Source organism: Halomonas sp. A29, assembly GCF_046723295.1.
Taxonomy (GTDB): domain Bacteria; phylum Pseudomonadota; class Gammaproteobacteria; order Pseudomonadales; family Halomonadaceae; genus Halomonas.
The window spans coordinates 367,568-388,122 of the sequence record NZ_JAXQPR010000004.1; the positions used below are offsets into that span (position 1 = coordinate 367,568).

General features: G+C 66.1%; 15 protein-coding genes. 13 read left to right on the forward strand and 2 right to left on the reverse strand.

Annotated features, from left to right (window positions below; genetic code table 11):
• Positions 1-33 precede the first annotated feature (33 nt).
• Both SPH52_RS10005 and SPH52_RS10010 read right to left on the reverse strand, forming a co-directional pair.
• Positions 34-1,671, reverse strand: a complete 1,638-nt coding sequence (locus SPH52_RS10005; RefSeq protein WP_411794872.1) for a methyl-accepting chemotaxis protein — start codon at positions 1,669-1,671, stop codon at positions 34-36.
• A 119-nt stretch (positions 1,672-1,790) separates the two neighbouring features.
• Complete coding sequence (locus SPH52_RS10010; RefSeq protein ID WP_411794873.1) at positions 1,791-3,788, reverse strand: methyl-accepting chemotaxis protein; 1,998 nt, start codon at positions 3,786-3,788, stop codon at positions 1,791-1,793.
• Between the two features lie 360 nt (positions 3,789-4,148).
• Here SPH52_RS10010 and SPH52_RS10015 point away from each other — a divergent pair, with 360 nt between their 5' ends.
• The 13 genes from SPH52_RS10015 (at position 4,149) to SPH52_RS10075 (ending at position 20,507) form a co-directional block, all read left to right on the forward strand.
• Positions 4,149-4,838, forward strand: a complete 690-nt coding sequence (locus SPH52_RS10015) for a hypothetical protein (protein WP_411794874.1) — start codon at positions 4,149-4,151, stop codon at positions 4,836-4,838.
• 98 nt (positions 4,839-4,936) lie between these two features.
• Complete coding sequence (locus SPH52_RS10020) at positions 4,937-5,863, forward strand: lysine exporter LysO family protein (protein ID WP_411794875.1); 927 nt, start codon at positions 4,937-4,939, stop codon at positions 5,861-5,863.
• Positions 5,864-6,034: 171 nt separating this feature from the next.
• A complete protein-coding gene (locus tag SPH52_RS10025; RefSeq protein ID WP_411794876.1) occupies positions 6,035-7,300 on the forward strand; it encodes an ABC transporter substrate-binding protein in 1,266 nt (421 codons plus the stop codon).
• An 18-nt stretch (positions 7,301-7,318) separates the two neighbouring features.
• Positions 7,319-8,296, forward strand: coding sequence for a carbohydrate ABC transporter permease (locus SPH52_RS10030; protein ID WP_411794877.1), 978 nt, complete (start codon positions 7,319-7,321; stop codon positions 8,294-8,296).
• A complete protein-coding gene (locus SPH52_RS10035; protein ID WP_411794878.1) occupies positions 8,296-9,138 on the forward strand; it encodes a carbohydrate ABC transporter permease in 843 nt (280 codons plus the stop codon). Before SPH52_RS10030 ends, SPH52_RS10035 begins: the two co-directional genes overlap by 1 nt.
• An 83-nt stretch (positions 9,139-9,221) precedes the next feature.
• Positions 9,222-10,832 carry an alpha-glucosidase family protein gene (locus tag SPH52_RS10040; RefSeq protein WP_411794879.1) on the forward strand — a complete coding sequence of 537 codons (1,611 nt, stop codon included), beginning with the start codon at positions 9,222-9,224 and terminating at the stop codon, positions 10,830-10,832.
• A gap of 60 nt (positions 10,833-10,892) precedes the next feature.
• Positions 10,893-11,999: an ABC transporter ATP-binding protein gene (locus SPH52_RS10045; protein ID WP_411794880.1), complete on the forward strand. Its 1,107-nt coding sequence runs from the start codon at positions 10,893-10,895 to the stop codon at positions 11,997-11,999.
• 94 nt (positions 12,000-12,093) lie between these two features.
• Positions 12,094-13,149 (forward strand): LacI family DNA-binding transcriptional regulator, encoded by a 1,056-nt coding sequence (locus tag SPH52_RS10050; protein WP_411794881.1) that lies wholly within the window; start codon positions 12,094-12,096, stop codon positions 13,147-13,149.
• A 104-nt stretch (positions 13,150-13,253) separates the two neighbouring features.
• Positions 13,254-14,507, forward strand: a complete 1,254-nt coding sequence (locus tag SPH52_RS10055) for an efflux RND transporter periplasmic adaptor subunit (RefSeq protein ID WP_411794882.1) — start codon at positions 13,254-13,256, stop codon at positions 14,505-14,507.
• Entirely contained in the window at positions 14,504-17,611 is a 3,108-nt protein-coding gene (locus SPH52_RS10060; RefSeq protein ID WP_411794883.1) for an efflux RND transporter permease subunit, read from the forward strand. Before SPH52_RS10055 ends, SPH52_RS10060 begins: the two co-directional genes overlap by 4 nt.
• The gene (locus tag SPH52_RS10065) at positions 17,608-19,035 is read left to right on the forward strand and encodes an ATP-binding protein (RefSeq protein WP_411794884.1); all 1,428 of its coding nucleotides are present in this window, start codon (positions 17,608-17,610) and stop codon (positions 19,033-19,035) included. The genes SPH52_RS10060 and SPH52_RS10065 overlap by 4 nt, the downstream gene beginning before the upstream one ends.
• A gap of 12 nt (positions 19,036-19,047) precedes the next feature.
• Positions 19,048-19,767 carry a response regulator gene (locus SPH52_RS10070; RefSeq protein ID WP_411794885.1) on the forward strand — a complete coding sequence of 240 codons (720 nt, stop codon included), beginning with the start codon at positions 19,048-19,050 and terminating at the stop codon, positions 19,765-19,767.
• A gap of 86 nt (positions 19,768-19,853) precedes the next feature.
• Positions 19,854-20,507, forward strand: coding sequence for a hypothetical protein (locus tag SPH52_RS10075; protein ID WP_411794886.1), 654 nt, complete (start codon positions 19,854-19,856; stop codon positions 20,505-20,507).
• The last annotated feature ends 48 nt before the right edge of the window (positions 20,508-20,555 follow it).

Sequence of the window (20,555 nt, forward strand, 5' to 3'; positions counted from 1 at the left end):
TGCGTGCCGCATGTACGCGGCACGCACTGTGGATCAGGCGAGTTCGGTGTGCGACTGCGGTAGCGGATCGTGCACCAGAGCAGGCTGCCACACTGGGGCTGCATGGTCAGGGTGCTGTTGCGCTTCGATGCGGAACCACATGACTTCCTGCACCAGCATGGCCACCTGTTCGCGCAGGGCAGACGCTTCACCGGCCGCCTGTTCGACCAGGGCGGCGTTCTGCTGGGTCACCTGATCCATCTGGCCCACGGCAGTATTGACCTGCTCGATGCCGATACGCTGCTCGCCCGAGGCCGAGGCGATCTCCTCCATCAGATCGGTAACCCGAGTGACGGCGTCGACCACGGCATGGATAGTGCTCCCGGTCCTTTCGACGAGCTCCGCGCCCTGCCCGACCTGACGATGCGAGGATTCGATCAAGGTACGAATCTCGCGTGAAGCGTCAGCGCTGCGGCTGGCCAGCATGCGCACCTCGCCCGCCACCACGGCAAAGCCACGCCCCTGCTCGCCGGCCCGCGCCGCTTCCACCGAGGCGTTGAGCGCCAGAATGCTGGTCTGGAAAGCGATCGAGTCGATCACCTCGATGATGTCCTTCACTCTTCCGGCACTTTGCGCGATCTCCTGCATCGTGGTGACGACGTTGGCCATCATCTCGCCGCCCTGGTGCGCCGTCTGCCTGGCCTCGAGTGCCAGTTGGCTGGCAACCTGGGCATTCTCCGCGTTCTGCCCTACCGTCTGGGTGAGCTCCTCCATGCTGGAGGCGGTCTCCTCGATCGACGCGGCCTGCTGTTCCGTGCGAGCTGAGAGGTCCTGGTTGCCGACCACGATCTGATCGACGCCAGCATTGATCCGCTCCGTCCCCCGGTGGACGCTCTGCAGCGATGCCACCAGGCGCAGGCGCATGCTCTCGATGCCCGCCAGCAGGCTCGACTCGTCACCGGCCTTGAGCGTCAGTGCCTGGGTCAGGTCGCCCCCGGCGATTCGTCTCACCACCTCCCGGGCATGGCGCGGATCGCCGCCCAGGCTTCCGAGCACGTCCCTGATGATCCAGCCCATGGCCAGCGTCAGGAGAATGCCGATTGCCAGCAGCAGCACGCCCAGCTCGATCAGGCTGTTCCAGAAGGCGGCATTGATGTCGTCCATGTAGACGCCCGCGGCCAGGTCCCAGTTCCAGCCGGGAACGCGCTGCACGTAGCTCATCTTCGGCACCTGTTCGGAACCGGCCTGGCTGCGCTGAGACAGGTAACCGACGAAGCCGCCCGTCTGGGGATTGCGATCCCCCGTCGCCTTGAGCTCCCGATACAGGTAGAGCCCGTCCTTGTCCTGGAAGTCGCGCATGGAGTCACCCAAGGCCCGCCGCGGGTGCGCCACGATACGAATATCGCTGTCGAAGGCGAAAATGTAGCCATCCTCGCCGAAACTCAGGTTGGCCAGACTCTCGATGGCCCTTGTCTGGGCCTCCTCGAGCGTCAGTTCGCCACGCTCGGCGCGCACGGCAAGGCTTGCCACCATGTCGCGTGCGCTGCCGACGAAATACTCGAGGCTCGCGATCCGCTCCTCCAGCAATCCTGCCCGCTTGTCGTAGGCCGTCCAGCCCACCAGCACCAGCATCCCTACCCACATCAGGGCCAATGTCGCCCACAGCTTGGTACTCGTTGCCCATTTACTCATCTTTCACTGCATCCTGGAGTTCGTCAGAGAAAAGTTGGTGTCATACGGGAAGACCGAAAGCGCAGGGCACTTCCGGTCCTCCATCGGCGAGCTTATTGCCCGCTTCTCGTTGTGAATTCTCAGGCCGGTTGCAGCAGGCGCCCTACGCTCCGGTACTCGATTTTGGATATATCGGACACCTCCATCGGCGCACCTAGTCCGAGGCCGTCACCGACCCGGAAACGCGAGATCAGCCGGGTCATTTCGCCAGCCTGGTCATCAAGCGAACGGCTGGCAGTCGCCACCTGCTCGACCAGCGCTGCATTCTGCTGGGTGGTAGCCTCCAACTGGGCCACGGCCTGATTGATCTGCTCGATGCCCGCCGACTGTTCGCCGCTGGCCGACGAGATCTCTGCCACCAGGTCGGCGACTTGCCGTACGCCTTGGGAGATCGCCGCCAGCGCCTCGGAGGTCTGGCCCACCAGGCCATTGCCCGCCGCCACACGCTGGGTGGTATCACCGATCAGCCGGCGAATGCGCTCGGCTTCCTCGGCGCTGCGGCTGGCCAGCTTGCGCACCTCGCCGGCGACCACAGCGAAACCGCGCCCATGTTCGCCGGCGCGAGCTGCCTCCACCGAGGCGTTTAGCGCCAGCAGGTTGGTCTGGAAGGCGATGCCGTCAATGGCCTCGACAATGGCGGTGACCTGACGATTGGCTTCGGAAATCTGCTGCATGGCCTGGCGCGCTTCCTCGGCGACCATGCTGGCCTGCTCGGCCTGGGCCACGGCCTGCTCGCTCATGGCATTGGCCTGGCGCGCATTGTCAGCCGATTGACGCACGGTGGAGGTCATCTGCTCCATGCTGGTAGCGGTCTCCACCAGCGAGGCGGACTGTTCCTCGGTGCGGCTTGCCAGGTCCTCGTTACCCTGGGCGATTTCGCCGCTGGCCGAGCCGACGCCGCGCGCACCCTGCTGGATCGAAGCCACCAGCGCCTCCATGCTGGCGGTAGAGGCGTTGAAGGCCCGATAGAGCTGGGAGAGCTCATCGCTGCCAGGCTCGGCCAGGCGCTGGGTCAAATCGCCGCCCCGCGCTTCGATCTGGGCCAGGGCCAGGCGCAGTGGCACGACCATGCTGCGCACCAGCATCATGGAGAGGAGAATGGCCACTACGATGGCCAACGTTGCCAGTCCGGCAAAGGTTGCAAGCCCCAGGCGGGCATCGCTGGCCAGCGCAGCGGCGCGCTCCTGCACATGGCCGGCCAGGTCGAGTTCGACGCTGCGCAGGCGCTCGAGCTTGCCGGTCTGGGCTTCGAACCAGCGTTCGGGCCTCACGCCATAGCCGCCATCGATACCCTGGCGCATGGCGATCTGGCGCATCATGGTCAATTCACCGTGGGCCTCGTGCTCGTTCGTCGCTGCCAGGTAACGCGCCGCGAAATCGGCGTTGGCCAGCACCGTGAAGCTCTCCTCGAACGCCTCCTCCTCGCCCAGCAGGCGCAGGAAGCGGTAGTAGACGTCCGGCGACATGCGGTTGGCGGCAAAGGCGCTGGCCAACAGCGCCCGTTCGATCCCTGCGCTTTCCTTGATCTCGAGCAGGGAGTAGTAGGCCCCCAGGCTGCGCGTCAGCTCCCCGGCATTGCCGAGCGCATTCAGCCGCCCGACGATTTCCGCCAGCCGCGCATTGATCTCGGTGTAGTACTCCAGGGCCTCCAGATCGCGCATGCCAAGTCCATCGACTTCACGCCGTGTGGCGCCAATATCGGCCAGCAGCGCGTCGATTTCCTCACGACGCTGGCCGATTTCAGGATCGCCAGCGGCATCGACACCCTCCCAGGCGGCGCGATAGGCGCTCAGACTCTCGTCGACTCGCCCGCGCTGGGCAACGAGACGATCGCCGAAATTCTCTCCCCGACTGCCGAGGAAGCCGACCGAGAGACCGCGCTCGACCTGGATCTCGTGCACCAGACCGCCCAACTGCGCCGACAACCCGGTGAACCGGTCCACCTGCAGCATGTCGCTGGCCAGCCGCTGGCGCTCCAGGATGCCGCTACCGGCCAGCCAGACGATGATGCAAAGGGGGAGCGCCAGCGCCAGCATGAACTTGCGTGACACAGGAATGCGATGAAGAAGATTTTTCATGATTGGAGTCCTGCCGAGCTCAGTGATATCGGGTAATCGGGACGTGGCTGGCGAAGCATGCCGTTGTTGTTGTGATATCCGTCGGCCTTGATGCGAACGCGTTGCATCAGCGCTCGCGCTAACTCTTCTTCGGCAGCGAGCGACAAAGCTTGAGCGTGCCGATACGACTTTCGTCCAACCATTGACCGGCATCACGCTTTCATCCGCCGCGCGCCTTCGAGTTGCATTAGCGGTTGCCAACACTGGGGAAATCTGCTGATGCAGCGTGACGCAACCGAGGAATAACCGTGCACGGGGGAACCCCTCGGCTCCCGGGGGCTCACAGCTACTGTCATCTTTCAGCCAAGCGGTGCCCCCGACATGAACCGACCCCTGCGAGCACTTGCCCGTCTCCCGTTCTTCGTCATGCTGCTGGCCTGGCTTCCCGGCACGGCCCTCGCTGTCGTGCCGGAAACTGAAGTTCTCCTGCAGCCCTTCAGCGCCAGCTACCGCCTGGAGGTGAAGGGCTGGCCCAATGCCACCATCGATCACCAACTGACCCGCGAGAGCGGTCACTGGCAGAGCCGCATGCGGGCCGCCATCGCCGTGGCCCGCGGCAACGAACGCAGCCGTTTCATCGTCACGCCGGAGGGCGTGCATTCGGTGAACTATGCCAGCGGTTACTCACTGCTGGGCGTGGGCGGCAACTATCGTCTGGACGGCAGCGAGCTGGCCAGCCTGCCCGATCGCCAGGCGGCCCTGGTCGAGCTTTCGCGACGTGCGCTGAAGGGTGACTGCGAGAACGCTTCCTGCCGCCTGGTCTACCAGGACCATCGTGGCCGCGAGGAGACCCTCGATTACCGCCTGCTGGGGATGGAAACGCTGAACCTCCCCGCCGGCGAGTTCGAGGCGATCAAGGTCGAGGTGAACGACCCCGAGACACCCGAGCGCAAGATGCTGTTCCACTTCCACCCCCAATATCCCGGCTTGTTGCTGGCGGTGGATTACCGTCGCAACGGCGAACGCAAGAGTCGCTTGACACTCACTGCGCTGGAAACGGGGGGGCGCTGATCACAGCTTGAACGACACTCACCGCGGCACAGCGATTGAAAGGCTGCTAGAGTTGGCGGTTTTCGCCGCCATGGGCGGCCTCGGTGAAGGGAATCGCAATGCTGTCGGGGCTTTTGATCGTGCTGCTGCCACTGGTACTGGGCTATCTGGTACCGGTTCGCCATCCTGGTGTCATGGCTGGCATCAACCGCGGCGTCAGCGCCTCGGTCTATGTCATTCTGCTGCTGATGGGCATCGGCCTGGCGGGTCTCGACGAACTCAGCCGCGAGCTGTCGCGCATGGGCACCCAGGCCCTGCAGCTGTTCACGGTGATCACCGCCTGCAACCTGGTCGCCCTGTGGTGGCTGTCGCGCCGGCTAGGCCTGCGCATGGGATCCTCCCCGGTGGTGGCGAATGCCCCCACGACAAAACTGGCCGCGCTGCTCGGTTCGCTGTCGCTGGTGGCCGTAGTAGCCGGTGGGGTGCTGCTCGGCCTGGCACTCGCCTGGCTGGGCGGAGACGTCATTTTTCAACACGCCGAGCAGTGGGCCGAGTGGGTGCTCTACGTCCTGCTGGCGCTGATCGGCTGCCAGCTACGCAATTCCGGCATGCCACTGAAACAGATCCTGCTCAACCGACACGGCCTGGCTATTGCCCTCGTGCTGGCCCTCAGTTCGTTGATCGGTGGATTGCTTGCCGCCCCGCTGCTCGCACTGCACTGGAACGAAGGCCTGGCCCTGGCGTCCGGCTTCGGCTGGTACTCCCTCTCGGCGATCCTGGTTGGCGATCAGCTCGGCCCGCTGCTCGGTGGCGTGGCCTTCTTCAACGACCTGACCCGCGAATTGCTGGCCTTCATCCTGATTCCACTGACCATTCGACGCCATGCTCCGCTGGCCATCGGCTATGGCGGCGCCACCTCCATGGACTTCACCCTGCCGGTGATCCAGCAGCACGGCGGCGTGGCCTGCGTGCCCATCGCCGTCGTCAGCGGCTTCATTCTCTCGCTGCTGTCGCCCCCACTGACCCTGTTCTTCCTCTCGCTGTGAGCAGAGCCGACGACCCGGCTATGCTCATGAGACGTCAGCCGCACCTCCCCTTTAGCCAAAAGTCTAGGTTGAACTCATGAAGCAGAAACGGCTAACTGGGCGCCGTAGGAACTTAATCGTTTAAGTTCGTTCAGCAGCCAGCGATAACAACAAGCCGACAAGGATTCCTTCATGCCCAAGAAGTCGTTGTTTCCTACTCTCCTCGTGGCAGGAGCCGCCAGCCTCAGCCACGCCCAGGCCGCCGACCTGACCATTTCCTGCGGCGCGGTGGGCGCCGAGCTCCAGCTCTGCCAGCAAGGCGTGCGTGCGTGGGAGGAGCAGACCGGCCATAGCGTCGACGTGGTCTCGACACCCAACTCCTCCACCGAGCGCCTGTCGCTCTACCAACAGATTCTCTCCGCCAACTCCACCGACATCGACATCATGCAGATCGATGTGGTGTGGCCGGGCCTGCTCGCCAATCATCTGCTCGACCTGCGCGAGGTGTTGGGCGACGACGTCGGCGAAGGCCACTTCTCCGCCATCGTCGACAACAACACCATCGACGACCGCCTGGTGGCGATGCCCTGGTTCACCGACGCAGGGGTGCTCTACTACCGCGCCGACCTGCTCGAGCAGTACGGCCATGAGGCACCCGAGACGTGGGAGGAGCTGACCGAGATCGCCCGCGAAATTCAGAACGCCGAGCGCGAGGCAGGCAACAGCCGTATGCACGGCTTCGTGTTCCAGGGCCGCGCCTATGAAGGCCTGACCTGCAACGCCCTGGAGTGGGTAGCCAGCCACGGCGGCGGCACCATCGTCGATGGCGACGGCGAGATCACCATCGACAACGCCCAGGCCGCTGCGGCACTCGACCTGGCCGCCTCCTGGATCGGCGATATCTCTCCCAGCGGCGTGCTCAACTACACCGAGGAGGAAGCGCGCGGTGTGTTCCAGGGCGGCAACGCCGTGTTCATGCGCAACTGGCCCTATGCCTGGGCACTGGCCCAGAGCGAGGGCAGCGAGGTGCGCGGCAAGGTGGGCGTGACCCAACTGCCTTACAGCGGAGACGGCAGCACGGCCGCCACGCTGGGCGGCTGGAACCTGGCGGTATCGCGCTACAGCAAGAACGCCGAGCTTGCCGCCGAGCTGGTAGCCTTCCTCGCCGGCGAGGAGGAGCAGAAGCGTCGTGCCATCGAGGGCGCCTACAACCCTACCCTCGAAACGCTCTACCACGATGACGAAGTGCTCGAGGCAGTGCCCTTCTTCGGCGAACTCTACGAGACCTTCGTCAACGCCGTGGCACGGCCTTCGGCCCCCACTGGCGACGCCTACGGCCGTGTCAGCAACGCCTTCTTCAGCGCCGCCCACGACGTGCTCTCAGGTAACAGGAGCGGCGAACAGGCGGTCAGCGACCTCGACAACGAGCTGGCACGCATCAAGCGCCGTAACTGGTAACCCATCCAGGAGCCCGAGATGTCGACTCCCGTGACCGAAATCGCGCCGATCCCGGCGCGCCCCCTGCCGGTAAGCTATCGCAGCACCAAGGTGCGCCGCCAGCGAGTGCGCGCCGCCTGGTTCTTCCTGGCCCCGATGCTGGTGACCCTGACCCTGGTGGCCGGCTGGCCACTACTGCGCACCTTCTACTTCAGCTTCACCGACGCCTCGCTGTCGGACATGAGTAATACCCTGTTCATCGGGCTGGAGAACTACCTGGTCTATGACGACGGTCGCTGGTTCGGCGTACTGGCAGACCCCATCTGGTGGCGAGCGGTGTGGAACACCGTTTACTTCTCGGTGGTCTCGGTGTCGCTGGAGGTAGTGTTCGGGGTCATCGTCGCCCTGGTGCTCAATGCCGAGTTCAAGGGGCGCACCCTGGTGCGCGCCGCAGTGCTGATTCCCTGGGCGATCCCCACCATCGTCTCGGCGCAGATGTGGGCGTGGATGCTCAACGACCAGTTCGGCATCATCAATCACCTGCTGATGGCGCTGGGCATCATCGACAGTCCCATCGCCTGGACCGCCGACGCCGCCTACTCCATGTGGGCGGTGATCATGGTCGACGTGTGGAAAGCCACGCCGTTCGTCGCCCTGCTGGTACTGGCCGCGCTGCAGATGCTGCCCAAGGATTGCTACGAAGCCGCCGAGGTCGACGGCATCCACCCAATGCGGGTGTTCTTCAAGGTCACTCTGCCACTGATTACACCGGCCTTGATGGTGGCGGTGATCTTCCGTCTGCTCGATGCGCTGCGCGTGTTCGACGTCATCTACGTGCTCACCTCAAACTCCACCAGTACCATGTCGATGTCGATCTATGCCCGCCAGCAGCTGGTGGAATTCCAGGACGTCGGCTACGGCAGCGCCGCCTCGACGCTGCTGTTCCTGATCATCGCCCTGGCAACCATTGCCTACCTCTACCTCGGCCGCAAGCAACTGCAACTGGGAGGTGAGTGATGACCTCACGCCAGCTTTCCAAACTTCTCGGGCGCATCGGCTTCTGGCTGCTGGTGGCGCTGATCGTGGTGATCGCGGTTTTCCCCTTCTACTACGCGGTGAAGACCTCCTTCACACCGTCCAGCGAATTGTTCCGAGTCGAGCTGTGGCCGACGCGGGCAACGCTTGCCAACTACCTGCAGATCTTCTCCCAGCGCAGCTTCCTGCAGGCGATATTCAACTCGGTTCTGGTCGCCACCAGCGTGGTGTTCATTGCCCTGTTGCTCGGCATCACCGCCTCCTACGCCCTAGGTCGGGTGCGCTTTCGCGGCCGCACCTCGGTGCTGCTGATCATTCTCGGCGTGTCGATGTTCCCGCAGGTAGCGGTGCTGTCGGGGCTGTTCGAAGTGATCCGCAGCTTCAACCTCTACAACAACCCGGGCGGGCTGATCCTGAGCTATACCATCTTCACCCTGCCCTTCACCGTGTGGGTGCTGACCACCTTCATGCGTCAGTTGCCCCTGGAGCTGGAGGAGGCTGCCATCATGGACGGCGCCACGCCCTGGGTGACCATTACCAAGGTGTTCCTGCCGCTGATGTGGCCGGCTATGGCCACCACCGGGCTGCTCGCCTTCATCGCCGCCTGGAACGAGTTCCTCTTCGCCCTGACCTTCACCCTGACCGACAGCCAGCGCACCGTGCCGGTAGCGATCGCCCTGCTTTCCGGCGGCAGCGCCTACGAGCTGCCCTGGGGGCCGATCATGGCGGCCTCGGTAGTAGTGACGGTGCCGTTGGTGGTGCTGGTGATCATCTTCCAGAGACGCATCGTCTCCGGGCTGACCGCAGGCGCGGTGAAAGGATGAAGCATGAACCCGACGCGAGCGAGATTGTCCACGGCAACCCGCATCGAATGAACAACCCATCGAGGCTTGACCAAGGGAAAACCATGCAAGACAACACCTTCTGGTGGCGCGGTGGCGTCATCTATCAGATCTATCCGCGCAGCTTCATGGACAGCAACGGCGATGGTGTTGGCGACCTGCCGGGTGTCACCCAGCGGCTCGATTACGTCGCCTCACTGGGCGTGGACGGCATCTGGCTATCGCCCTTTTTCACCTCGCCGATGCGCGACTTTGGCTACGACATCAGCGACTATCGCGACGTCGACCCGCTGTTCGGCACCCTCGACGATTTCAAGGCGCTGCTGGATCGTGCCCACGCACTCGGCCTCAAGGTGATCATCGACCAGGTGATCAGCCACACCTCGGACCAGCACCCCTGGTTCCAGGAGAGCCGCATGAACCGCGCCAACCCACGGGCCGACTGGTACGTGTGGGCCGAGCCCAACCCGGACGGCACGCCGCCCAACAACTGGCTGTCGATCTTCGGCGGCCCGGCGTGGACCTTCGACAGCCGGCGCCAGCAGTACTACCTGCACAACTTCCTGTCGAGCCAGCCGGACCTCAACTTCCATAATCCCCAGGTACGCACCGCCCAACTCGACAACATGCGCTTCTGGCTGGAGATGGGGGTCGACGGCTTCCGCCTCGACACGGTCAACTTCTACTTCCACGACCAGCATCTGCGCAGCAACCCGGCGCTGACCATCGACGCTACCCGCACCCTCGGCGCACCCAAGGAGAACCCCTACACCTGGCAGCGCCACGTGTACGACATCAGCCGCCCCGAGAACGTCGAGTTTCTGCGCGAGCTGCGCGCCCTGATGGATGAGTACCCCGGCACCACCACCGTAGGCGAGATCGGCGACGACACGCCGCTTGAGCGCATGGCCGAGTACACCTCGGGCGGCGACAAGTTGCACATGGCCTACACCTTCGACCTGCTCAACGCGCCGCGCTCGCCGGACTATATCCGCGGCGTACTGCAGCGCTTCCAGCAGTTCGCCGGCGATGCCTGGCCGTGCTGGGCGCTGTCCAACCACGACGTGGTGCGCAGCGCTACGCGCTGGGGCAGCGAGGAGTGCGCCTTCGCCTACCCTCGCGTGGCGCTGGCCCTACTCTTCTCGCTGCGAGGCAGCGTGTGTCTCTACCAGGGCGAGGAACTCGGCCTGCCCGAGGCCGACGTCCCCTTCGAGCGCATCCAGGACCCCTACGGCCTGCCGCTATGGCCCGACTTCAAAGGGCGCGACGGCTGCCGCACGCCGATGCCCTGGGACGATACGCCGCTGGCAGGTTTCTCACCCATCGAGCCGTGGTTGCCGGTCGCCGAGCCGCACCTGCTTCTATCGGTGGCACGCCAGCAGGACGACTCGGCTTCGATGCTCAACGCCACCCGCCGCCAGTTGCGCTTTCGCAGCCAACACCCGGCACTGTTCGACGGCGACATGAACCTGGTCGAACTGGGCGAAGCGCTGGTCGCATTCACCCGCGAGCGGGGCAGCGACAGGCTGCTGTGCGTCTTCAACCTCACCAGCCAGCCCCAGGCCGCCACGCTGCCCGAGGTGCGCGAGGCGCTGCAAGGGCACGGTTTCCAATACGAGATCAGCGGCGGCACACTGCATCTGCCGCCCTATCAGGCAGCCTACTTCCGCCTCTAGGCTGCGTCTAAAGCACTCTGTACAACAACGACCGGCCGCGAACGGCCGAGGATGGGTCAAATGGCAAGCGTCACCCTCGACAGCATCAACAAGGTCTTCGGCAGCACCCACATCATCAAGGACGTGGACCTGGCGATAGGAGAAGGCGAGTTCGTGGTCTTCGTCGGCCCTTCGGGTTGCGGCAAGTCCACCCTGCTGCGCCTGATTGCCGGCCTGGAATCGATCAGCGACGGCGAACTCTCCATCGGCAACCAGGTGGTCAACGAGCTGCCGCCACGGGAGCGCGGCGTGGGCATGGTGTTCCAGTCCTACGCACTCTACCCGCACATGACGGTGTACGAGAACATGGCCTTCGGCCTCAAGCTGGCCAAGACCGCCAAAGAGACCGTGCACGAACGAGTGATGGCGACGGCTCGCATCCTGCAGCTCGAGGAGCTGCTCGAACGCAAGCCCAAGGCGCTCTCCGGCGGCCAGCGCCAGCGCGTCGCCATGGGCCGCGCCATGGCCCGCGAACCGCGCATCCTGCTGTTCGACGAGCCGCTCTCCAACCTCGACGCCTCGCTGCGGGTGCAGATGCGCAACGAGATCGCCCGTCTGCACAAAAGGCTCGGTTCGACCATGATCTACGTCACCCACGACCAGGTCGAGGCGATGACCCTGGCCGACAAGATCGTGGTGCTCAACGGTGGTCGCGTGGAGCAGGTGGGCAGCCCTCAGGAGCTCTATCAGCGCCCGGCGACCAGGTTCGTTGCCGGCTTCATCGGCTCGCCGACGATGAACTTCCTGCCTGCACGGCTGGTTGGCACCGACGCCACCGGCTGCCGGGTCAGCGCCGCCGGGCTGGCCGAGCAGGCTCTGCCCCAGGATGCTTCGGGACACGCCCGGGGAGACGGCCTGATGCTGGGCATCCGCCCCGAGCACCTGCGTCTTACCGAAGCCCAGGACAGCGAGGGTTTCGAGATCGTCAACGTGGAGTACCTGGGCAACGAGGTTTACGTCTATCTCGAGCCCAAGGAAGGCGACACACTATTGATCCAGCGCGGTGAAGCACCCACCTCGTGGCGGATAGGCCAGCGCGTGGCGCTAGCTCCCGACCCCGAACACGTCCACCTGTTCGACGCCAACGGCCGGGCGCTGCCGGTCAAGGCGGCACGTGCCGCGGCCTGACACCGCGGCACCGCCATGAAAACAGGCGGCAAGACTGTCCCGGCTTCGGCCGGGGCGGTATCCTTGGTTGGAACTCATTAGCAGGAAAACCACCGTGTCGCCACCGGCCCGCCGCATCACCCTCAAGGATCTGGCCCGCGAGCTCGGCGTTTCCACCGCCACAGTCTCCAATGCCTTCAACCGGCCGGATCAGCTCTCGCCCAACCTGCGCGAGCGGATCCTCGCCGAGGCCAAGCGGCTGGGCTATCGCGGCCCCGACGCCAAGGCACGCAGCCTGCGCACCGGGCGCTCGCGCATCATCGCGGTGATCCTGGCCGAGAGCCTTACCTACAGCCTCAACGATGCCGTCTCCAGCGAGTTCCTCTCCGGCGTGGCCGAGGTACTCGACACCCAGGGCCACACCCTGCTGTTGCTCTCCGCGCGCCAGGCCAAGTGCCAGTTGATCGACTCGGCGAGCATGGCCGACGGTTTCATCGTCTACGGCCTGATGCCCTCCGACGAGCTGTTCGACTCACTGCCGCTCAATGCCTCGCTGGTGGCGGTCGACTTCAACGTGGCAGGTCATCCCTCGGTACACGTCGACAACGAGCCGGCCTGTTTCGAAATCGCCGACCATGCCTTGGCGGCCATGCCTCGCCGACGTCCGGCCATCGTCAACCTGCGCCTCACACGCGAACCCTGCAACGGTCGCATCGACCCCGAATACACCCTGCTGCCGGCCGAGCTCACCATTACCCGTGCGCGCCTGTCCGGTTTCCATCGCGCCCTGGCTCAGCACGGTTTCGCCACCGAGCGCATACCGATGTGGAACGTGGAGGAGAACACCTTCGAAGTGTGCGCCCCGGTGCTCGAGGAGATCCTCGACCTGCCTGCCGACGAACGCCCTGACCTGCTGCTGTGCATGTCCGATCGCATCGCCCTGACCGCCTTGACCCTGGCCGAGAGCCGTGGTCTGCGTATTCCCGAGGATATTTGTCTGATCGGCTTCGACGGCATCGCCGAAGGCCAGTACCGGGCGCCGCGGCTGACCACGGTGCGCCAGGAGAGCGGCGAGAAGGGACGCCTGGCGGCACGCATGATCCTGGGCCTGGAGCCGGGCCATTCACGCCTGCTGGGCACCGAGCTGATCCTGGGCGAAACCTGCTCCTGATCCATCCTCCTGCTTCGCTTGCACACTGCTTGCACGCTTCGTGACCATTGGCTGCATCGCATTGAGCGATGCTGCCTGAGCCCACAGTCCGTCGCGAGCCTTAGATGCCAGCCTCCTCTCGTCTCTCCACGCCTACTCTCCGCGGCGCCGGCTCTGGCCAGCGTGGCCGCTTCACCTTCGGCGCCCTGCTGGCCGTACTGGTGCTGGCCGCAGGGGCAGTTGGCGCCTGGTGGTTGATCTCGCAGCCGCCGCGTATCGAACGCCGCGCCCCGGTGGAGGCGCCGACGGCCCTGGTCGACACGGTACTGGCGCAGCGCCAGGCCGCCGCCCCAGAGCTGTACGGTTTCGGTCGGGTCGTCGCCGAGCGCGAGCCGCGACTCGCCAGCCGGGTCGCCGGCGAGCTGCTCGAATTCACGCCCGAGGCCCTTCCCGGCCGCGTGGTGGAAGCCGGTGCCCCCCTGGCACGCCTCGACGAGGCCGACCTGCGCCTCGGCCTGCGCGACGCCGAGGCTGCACTGGCACAGGCCGAGGCGCAGCTTGCCATGGAGCGCGGCGAGCAGCAGCGCGCCGAGACCGAGTACCGCAGCTTCGGCCGCGAGCTCTCCGCCGAGCGCCGCGCCCTGGTGCTGCGCGAACCGCAGCTGCGCCAGGCCGAGGCGGAAGTGGAGCGGGCCCGCGCCGCCCGCGATCGGGCGCGGCTGGAGCTCGAACGCGCCACGCTCACGGCCCCCTGGCGCGGCATGGTGCAGGCCAGGCTGCTGGGCGCCGGCAGCATGGTGGCCAATGGCACCGAGGTTCTGCACCTGATCGATGTCTCGCGCTTCTGGGTACGTGTCTCGCTGCCCGGTGAGGCGCTGGGCTGGCTGCAGGCCGCCGACGACTCAGGCCCCGGAAGCGCGGTGCGCCTGTCGACACGCACCTGGCCCGGCGGCGAAGTGCGTCATGGCGAAGTGATCGCCATGCTGCCGGCACTGGAAGAGCAGGGCCTTCAGGCCCAGCTGCTGGTGGCGGTCGAGGACCCGTTGGGGCTGGAGAACGGCGCACCAGCCCTGCGTTTGGGCGATGTGGTGCGCCTGGATTTCGATACCCGGCCGCGCGAAGGGTTGTTCGTCCTACCCGCTGCCGCTCTGCGGCCCGGGGACATGCTCTGGGTACTCGACGATGAGGAGCGTCTGCGCCGACGCACGGTGGAAGTGGTGCACCGCGGCGAGACCCGCGTGCTGGTCGGCACCGGCCTCGAAGATGGCGAGCGGGTGGTGACCTCCCAGCTCGGCCAGCCTCGCGAAGGCATGCGGCTGCGCCCGCGCATCGCCGACCGCGAGCGACCGGCCGGCGAGCGTGAGGAGAACCGCTCATGATGCGCCGTGGCCCCATCGCCTGGATGGTTCACCATGGCGTCGCGCCCAACCTGCTGATGGTGCTGCTGATCGCCGGCGGCCTGCTGGCATCGCTGGCGATCAAGAAGGAAGTCTTCCCCGAGTTCGAACTGGAGATCGTCCACGTAGCGATCGGCTATCCCGGCGCCACGCCCGAGGAGGTCGAGCGCAGCCTGCTGCTGCCCATGGAGGCGGCCCTGGCCGACGTCGACGGCATCGACGAGATGACCGCCACCGCCAACGAGGGTGCCGGGCGGGTCTCCCTGAGCCTGATCGACGGCGTCGACGTGATGCGCGCCTACCAGGACATCCAGCAAGCAATCAATGCCATCACCAACCTGCCCGCCGCCGCCGACCCGCCGCGCTTCAGCCTCGCTGGCCGATCGCGCAGCGTCATGAGCCTGCAGGTGCACGGCTGGGTCGATGAGCGGCTGCTGCACGACGTTGCCGAGGAGCTGCGCGCCGAGCTGCAGGCCTCCTCCGGTATCTCGCGTGTTGAGCTTTCCGGCAATCGCGAGCGTGAGATACAGGTACTGCTCGATGCCGAGGCCATGCATCGGCATGGCCTCGATCACCGCGGCCTGGCCGCACGCATCGCCGACGAGGCGCTGGATCTCGCCAGCGGCCGACTGGCCACTGCCGAAGGCGAGTGGCTGGTGCGCTACCAGGGGCGGCGCGACGAGGCTCGCGAGTTCGCCGAGCTGCCATTGGTGGGCACCGCCGATGGCGGCCAGCTGCGCCTGGGCGATATCGCCCGGGTGATCGACGGCTTCGCCGAAAGCGACCGCGAGGTGCTCTACAACGGCGCCCCCGCACTCAGCCTGGAGGTGTACCAGATCGGCAACCAGACGCCGATCGGCATCTCCGATGCGGTGCACGCCCAGCTCGAACGGCTGCGTGCCGGCCTGCCCGAGGGGGTCAGCCTGAGCGTGTCCCAGGACAGCTCCGAGATCTACCGCGACCGCCTCGATCTGCTGCTCAAGAACGCCTGGCTGGGCCTGGCACTAGTACTGGTACTGATGGCGCTGTTCCTCGAGGCGCGCCTGGCCTTCTGGGTCACCCTGGGCATCCCCACTGCCTTCCTCGGCGCCATGCTGTTCCTGCCGTGGCTCGGCGTGTCGATCAACATGATGTCGATGTTCGCCTTCATCATTGCGCTGGGCATCGTGGTCGACGACGCGATCATGGTCGGCGAGAACATCCACAGCTACCGCGAACAGGGACATTCGCTGCGTGAAGCCGCCGTGCGCGGCGCCCGCGAAATGGCGGTGCCGATCACCTTCGCCATCCTCTCCAACATTGTCGCCTTCCTGCCGCTGCTGTTTCTGCCGGGCTTCCTCGGCATGATCTTCGCCGTCGTCCCGCTGGTGGTGGTCACGGTGTTCGTGGTGTCGTGGCTGGAGGCGCTGTTCATCCTGCCTGGACACCTGGCCCACCGCGCCGGCGGCCGCGAGCCGAGCCCCTGGCTCAGGCCTCTGGATCGTCTGCGCCGTACCCTGCAGGGCGCCCTTGCCCACTTTACCCAGCAGCGCTTCGAGCCCTTCCTGCAGCGCGCCCTCGACCTGCGCCTGCTCACGGTGAGCCTGGCCATTGCCGTGCTCACCCTGGCCATCGCCTGGAGCATGAGCGGCCGCATGGGCTTCTCGCTGATGCCGCGGGTGGAGTCCGACCGTGTCCAGGCCACGGTGACCCTGCCGGTAGGCAGCCCCATCGCCGAGGATCGGCGCATTCGCGACCAGTTGCTGGATGCCGCCGCGGCACTGGCCGAACGCGACGACGGCCCACGTTTCGCCGACACCCGAGCCCAGATCGACGGCGAACGACTCAACGTGCGCCTGACCCTTGCGCGCGAAAGCCTCGACGCCTGGCCCCCTTCGCGAGTGGCTCGGGCCTGGCGCGAGGAAACCGGCGATATCCTGGGGGCCCAGGCCGTGCGCTTCGAGTCGGACTTCGGTGGCCCGGGCGCTGGCGCCGGGCTCACCCTGCGCCTGTCGCACCCCGACAGCCGTGCGCTGGAAGCCGCCGCCACGCGGCTGGCCGACGAGCTGGCCGAGTTCGACGGGCTGACCGATATCGACAGCGGCCTGGCAGACGGCAAGCCACAGCTCGAATTGCGGCTGTCGCCGGAGGGGCGTGCGCTGGGCCTCACCGGCGCCGACCTCGCCGCCCAGCTGCGCGGCCCGCTGCAGGGCGTCACCGCCATCGAGCAGTTCGTCGGGCGCCATGAGATCACCATTGCGGTGCGCCTGCCCAGCGAGGAGCGCGACAGCCTGGGCCATCTTTATCAGTTGCCCATCCGTACCGCGGATGGCCTGGAGGTGCCGCTCTCTCGAATCGCCGAGATCCACCTCGGCCGCGCCGCTACCACCCTGGAACGGCTCGACGGCCGGCGCCAGATCAGCGTCACCGCCGACACCGACAGCGATGCTCGCATCAACCAGGTGGTGGCCACCCTGCAAGCGGATGTCTTCCCTGCGCTGCAGGCCGCCTGGCCGGGGCTCGAGCTGACCCTGGGCGGCCGTCAGCAGGAAACCGCCGAGAACGTTTCGGCGCTGAGCCAGGCCACCTGGCTGACGCTGATCGCGCTGTATGCGCTGCTGGCGATCCCGTTTCGCAGCTATCTTCAGCCGCTGCTGGTACTGGCAGCGATTCCCTTCGGTATCATCGGCGCCATGGCCGGCCACGCCATCATGGGCTTCGGCCTCTCGGTGATCAGCCTGATGGGCATGCTGGCGCTGTCCGGCGTGGTGATCAACGATGCCCTGGTACTGATCGATTATGCCAACCGGCGGCGTCGCGAAGGGTTCGGCGCTCGCGAGGCGATCGTCGCCGCGGCGACCCGGCGCCTGCGGCCGATCCTGATGACCACCATGACGACCTTCCTCGGGCTCGCGCCGATGATCTTCGAGACCTCGCGCCAGGCCCGTTTCATGATCCCCATGGCCATCTCGCTGGGCTTCGGCATGCTGTTCGCCACCCTGATCCTGCTGGTGCTGGTACCCTGCCTGTACCTGATGCTGGAAGGCCTGCGCGAACGATGGGAACACCTGACCCACGCCCACCCTACCCAGGAGCCGACTCGATGAGGCTACGCTTCCCCCGCCCGCCCTTCTCGCACCTGGGCGTAAAGCTGTTCGTCATCATTCTGTCGGTCAACGTGGTGATCGCCGGGCTGGTGTTCCTGTCGGTCTCGCGCAGCCTCGACCGGGGATTTCTCGAGTACCTCGAGACCACCCAGGCCAGCCGCGCCGAGACGCTGGCCGAGGGGCTGGGCCAGGAGTGGGCACGTCGCGACGGCTGGCAGTGGCTGCGCGACTCGCCGCCGGCCTGGGAGCGCCTGGTGCGCCAGCAGCTATGGCCCGGCGAGCGCCCGCCGTCCCACGGCATCGAGCGCCGCCTGGGCGATGCCCGCGACTTCGTGCTGCACGACGCTGACGGCCTGCCGGTGATCGGCCTGCCCCCGGACGACCGCGAGATGGCCGCCGAACTGCACTGGTTGCCCATCGAATACCAGGGCCAACGGGTCGGCACCCTCGGCTATCGCCCGCCGCAGCAGCTGATGGCACGCATGGACCGTATCTTCCTGTCCCGCCAGCAGCGCAATCTTGGTATCATCGTCGCCTCCCTGGGCTTGGCCTCGCTGCTGCTGGCCGGAGGCCTGGCCTGGTGGCTGGGGCGGCGTACGCGCAGCATGGCACTCGCTACCCGCAGCCTGATCGAAGGCGACTACAGTGCCCGGCTGTCGGAGCGCGGCCGCGACGAGCTCTCTCGCCTGGCACGCGACTTCAACATGCTGGCCGCCACCCTGGAGGCCAGCCGCGAGGCCCGCAACCGCTGGGTTTCCGACATCGCCCACGAGCTGCGCACGCCGCTGGCGGTGCTGCGCGGCGAGATCGAAGCCATGCAGGACGGCATTCGTCCGCTCAACCAGGACAACCTGCACTCCCTCTCGCAGGAGGTGGGCCAACTCGAGCGCCTGGTGACCGACCTGCGCCTGCTCTCCCAGAGCGATGCCGGAGCTCTCGAAGTTCAACTGGCGCCACTCGACCTGGCAGCGAGCCTCGGCTCACGCCTCGAGGAAGCCATTGGCTGGCTCGACGACTGCGGCATGGCCCTTTCCACCTCGATTTCGGGACCGGCCTGGATTCGCGGCGATGCACGTCGCCTGCGCCAGCTCTGGACCAACCTCCTCGACAACAGCTGCGCCTACACCACCTCACCAGGCTTGCTGGAAGTGAAACTGATCGCCAAGCACGATCGGGTGCAAGTGATCTGGCAGGACAGCCCCCCGGGCGTGCCCGAAGCCGCGCTTGACCGGCTCACCGAGCGACTCTACCGGGTCGAGGGCTCTCGCAGCCGTGCCAGCGGCGGCAGCGGCCTGGGCCTCTCCATCGCCAGCGCCCTGGTCAAGAGCCACGGCGGCACCATGCAGGCCTCCCACTCCCCCTTGGGTGGGTTATGCTGGACCCTCGAGTTTCCAGTCCTGGATGCCGAAGAACGGACCCCATGAGGAAAGGCTCCCATGCACGACTCCGAAGCCCCACGTGACACCCTGCTGATCGTCGAGGACGAACCCAAGATCGCGCGCCTGGTGGCCGACTACCTGGAGGGCAGCGGCTTCGCCACACAGCATATCGACCATGGCGACCAGGTACTGCCCTGGCTGCAGAAGCAGCATGTCGACGAGCAACTACCGTCGCTGGTGCTGCTCGATCTGATGCTGCCCGGCATCGACGGGCTCACCCTGTGCCGGGAGATTCGTCAGCGCTGGCAGAGCGTAGCGATCATCATGCTCACCGCACGGGTCGAGGAAGTGGACCGCCTGCTGGGCCTGGAGCTCGGCGCCGACGACTACATCTGCAAGCCATTCAGCCCCCGCGAGGTGGTGGCTCGGGTCAAGGCGGTGCTGCGCCGCAGCCAGGCACTGCGCGACCCCGCCTCTATTACCGGCAGCCAACTGGTGCTCGACGACGAGGGCTGGCGAGCACTGGCCGACGGCCAGGATCTGGGACTCACCGCGGTGGAATACCAACTGCTCAAGGTAATGATGCAGGCACCCGGGCGCATCTTTACCCGTGACCAGCTGATGGATCGCATGTACCGCGACCACCGCATCGTCTCCGAGCGCACCGTCGACAGCCACGTCAAGAAGCTCCGTCGCAAGATCAGCGACGTCTGGCCCGAACGCGAGATCATCCGTTCTGTCTATGGAGTCGGCTACAAGTATCAACCCGAAGAGTGACCTTGCTTCTTTCACGTTTGCTGCAAGTTGGTTGCACAAGGGAGTACGACACTGCAAGCATCAACCCAACGCCAAGGAGTGATCCCATGCGTCGTAACGCCACCCATAAGCTGCTGCTCCCTGCCCTGCTAGCCGTGGCCATCGCCCCCATGTCGCTGGCGGCCGTCGCCGCGCCGGGCAAGAGCGAAGGCTGGCACGAGCAGCACCAGGAGCGCTTCGAGGAGCGCCGCCAGGCCCTGTTCGAGCGCGCAGGTCTCGACGATGAGACCCGCAGCGCTCTGGAAGAGGCTCATGGCGAGCACATGCAGGCGCTGCGCGAACTGCATGAGCAGCACCGTGAGCGCATGGACGAGATTCTCGACGATGAGCAGCGTGAAGCCCTGCGCGAGGCCAAGCGCGAGATGCGCCAGGAGCATCATGCCGAGCGCCGTGGCGAACGCCGCCAGGGCATGCAGGAGCGCCTGACCACCTTGGTCGACAGTTGGGAGCTCTCCGACGAGGAGCGCGAGCGCCTGACCGAGCTGCGCGAGTCCTTGTATGCCGACATGCAGGAGCTGCGCGGCCAGGAGTTCGACTCCCGCGAAGAGCGCCGTGAAGCATGGCAAGCGCTGCGCGACGAGCACCGGGAGGCCCTTGGCGAAGTGCTGAGCGAGGAGCAGATCGCCGCTCTCGAGGCCTTCATGCAGTCCCGCCACCACAAGGGCCACAGCAAGCATCATGGCGAACGCCAGCGCGGCTGATCGATAGCCAAGGCGTAAACGCAGCGGGCCCGGCACTATGCCGGGCCC

Excerpts from the sequence above, each read along its gene's own strand:
- SPH52_RS10005 (WP_411794872.1), bottom strand. The coding sequence starts at position 1,671 with ATGAGTAAATGGGCAACGAGTACCAAGCTGTGGGCGACATTGGCCCTG.
- SPH52_RS10010 (WP_411794873.1), bottom strand. The coding sequence starts at position 3,788 with ATGAAAAATCTTCTTCATCGCATTCCTGTGTCACGCAAGTTCATGCTG.
- SPH52_RS10015 (WP_411794874.1), top strand. The coding sequence starts at position 4,149 with ATGAACCGACCCCTGCGAGCACTTGCCCGTCTCCCGTTCTTCGTCATG.
- SPH52_RS10020 (WP_411794875.1), top strand. The coding sequence starts at position 4,937 with ATGCTGTCGGGGCTTTTGATCGTGCTGCTGCCACTGGTACTGGGCTAT.
- SPH52_RS10025 (WP_411794876.1), top strand. The coding sequence starts at position 6,035 with ATGCCCAAGAAGTCGTTGTTTCCTACTCTCCTCGTGGCAGGAGCCGCC.
- SPH52_RS10030 (WP_411794877.1), top strand. The coding sequence starts at position 7,319 with ATGTCGACTCCCGTGACCGAAATCGCGCCGATCCCGGCGCGCCCCCTG.
- SPH52_RS10035 (WP_411794878.1), top strand. The coding sequence starts at position 8,296 with ATGACCTCACGCCAGCTTTCCAAACTTCTCGGGCGCATCGGCTTCTGG.
- SPH52_RS10040 (WP_411794879.1), top strand. The coding sequence starts at position 9,222 with ATGCAAGACAACACCTTCTGGTGGCGCGGTGGCGTCATCTATCAGATC.
- SPH52_RS10045 (WP_411794880.1), top strand. The coding sequence starts at position 10,893 with ATGGCAAGCGTCACCCTCGACAGCATCAACAAGGTCTTCGGCAGCACC.
- SPH52_RS10055 (WP_411794882.1), top strand. The coding sequence starts at position 13,254 with ATGCCAGCCTCCTCTCGTCTCTCCACGCCTACTCTCCGCGGCGCCGGC.
- SPH52_RS10060 (WP_411794883.1), top strand. The coding sequence starts at position 14,504 with ATGATGCGCCGTGGCCCCATCGCCTGGATGGTTCACCATGGCGTCGCG.
- SPH52_RS10065 (WP_411794884.1), top strand. The coding sequence starts at position 17,608 with ATGAGGCTACGCTTCCCCCGCCCGCCCTTCTCGCACCTGGGCGTAAAG.
- SPH52_RS10070 (WP_411794885.1), top strand. The coding sequence starts at position 19,048 with ATGCACGACTCCGAAGCCCCACGTGACACCCTGCTGATCGTCGAGGAC.
- SPH52_RS10075 (WP_411794886.1), top strand. The coding sequence starts at position 19,854 with ATGCGTCGTAACGCCACCCATAAGCTGCTGCTCCCTGCCCTGCTAGCC.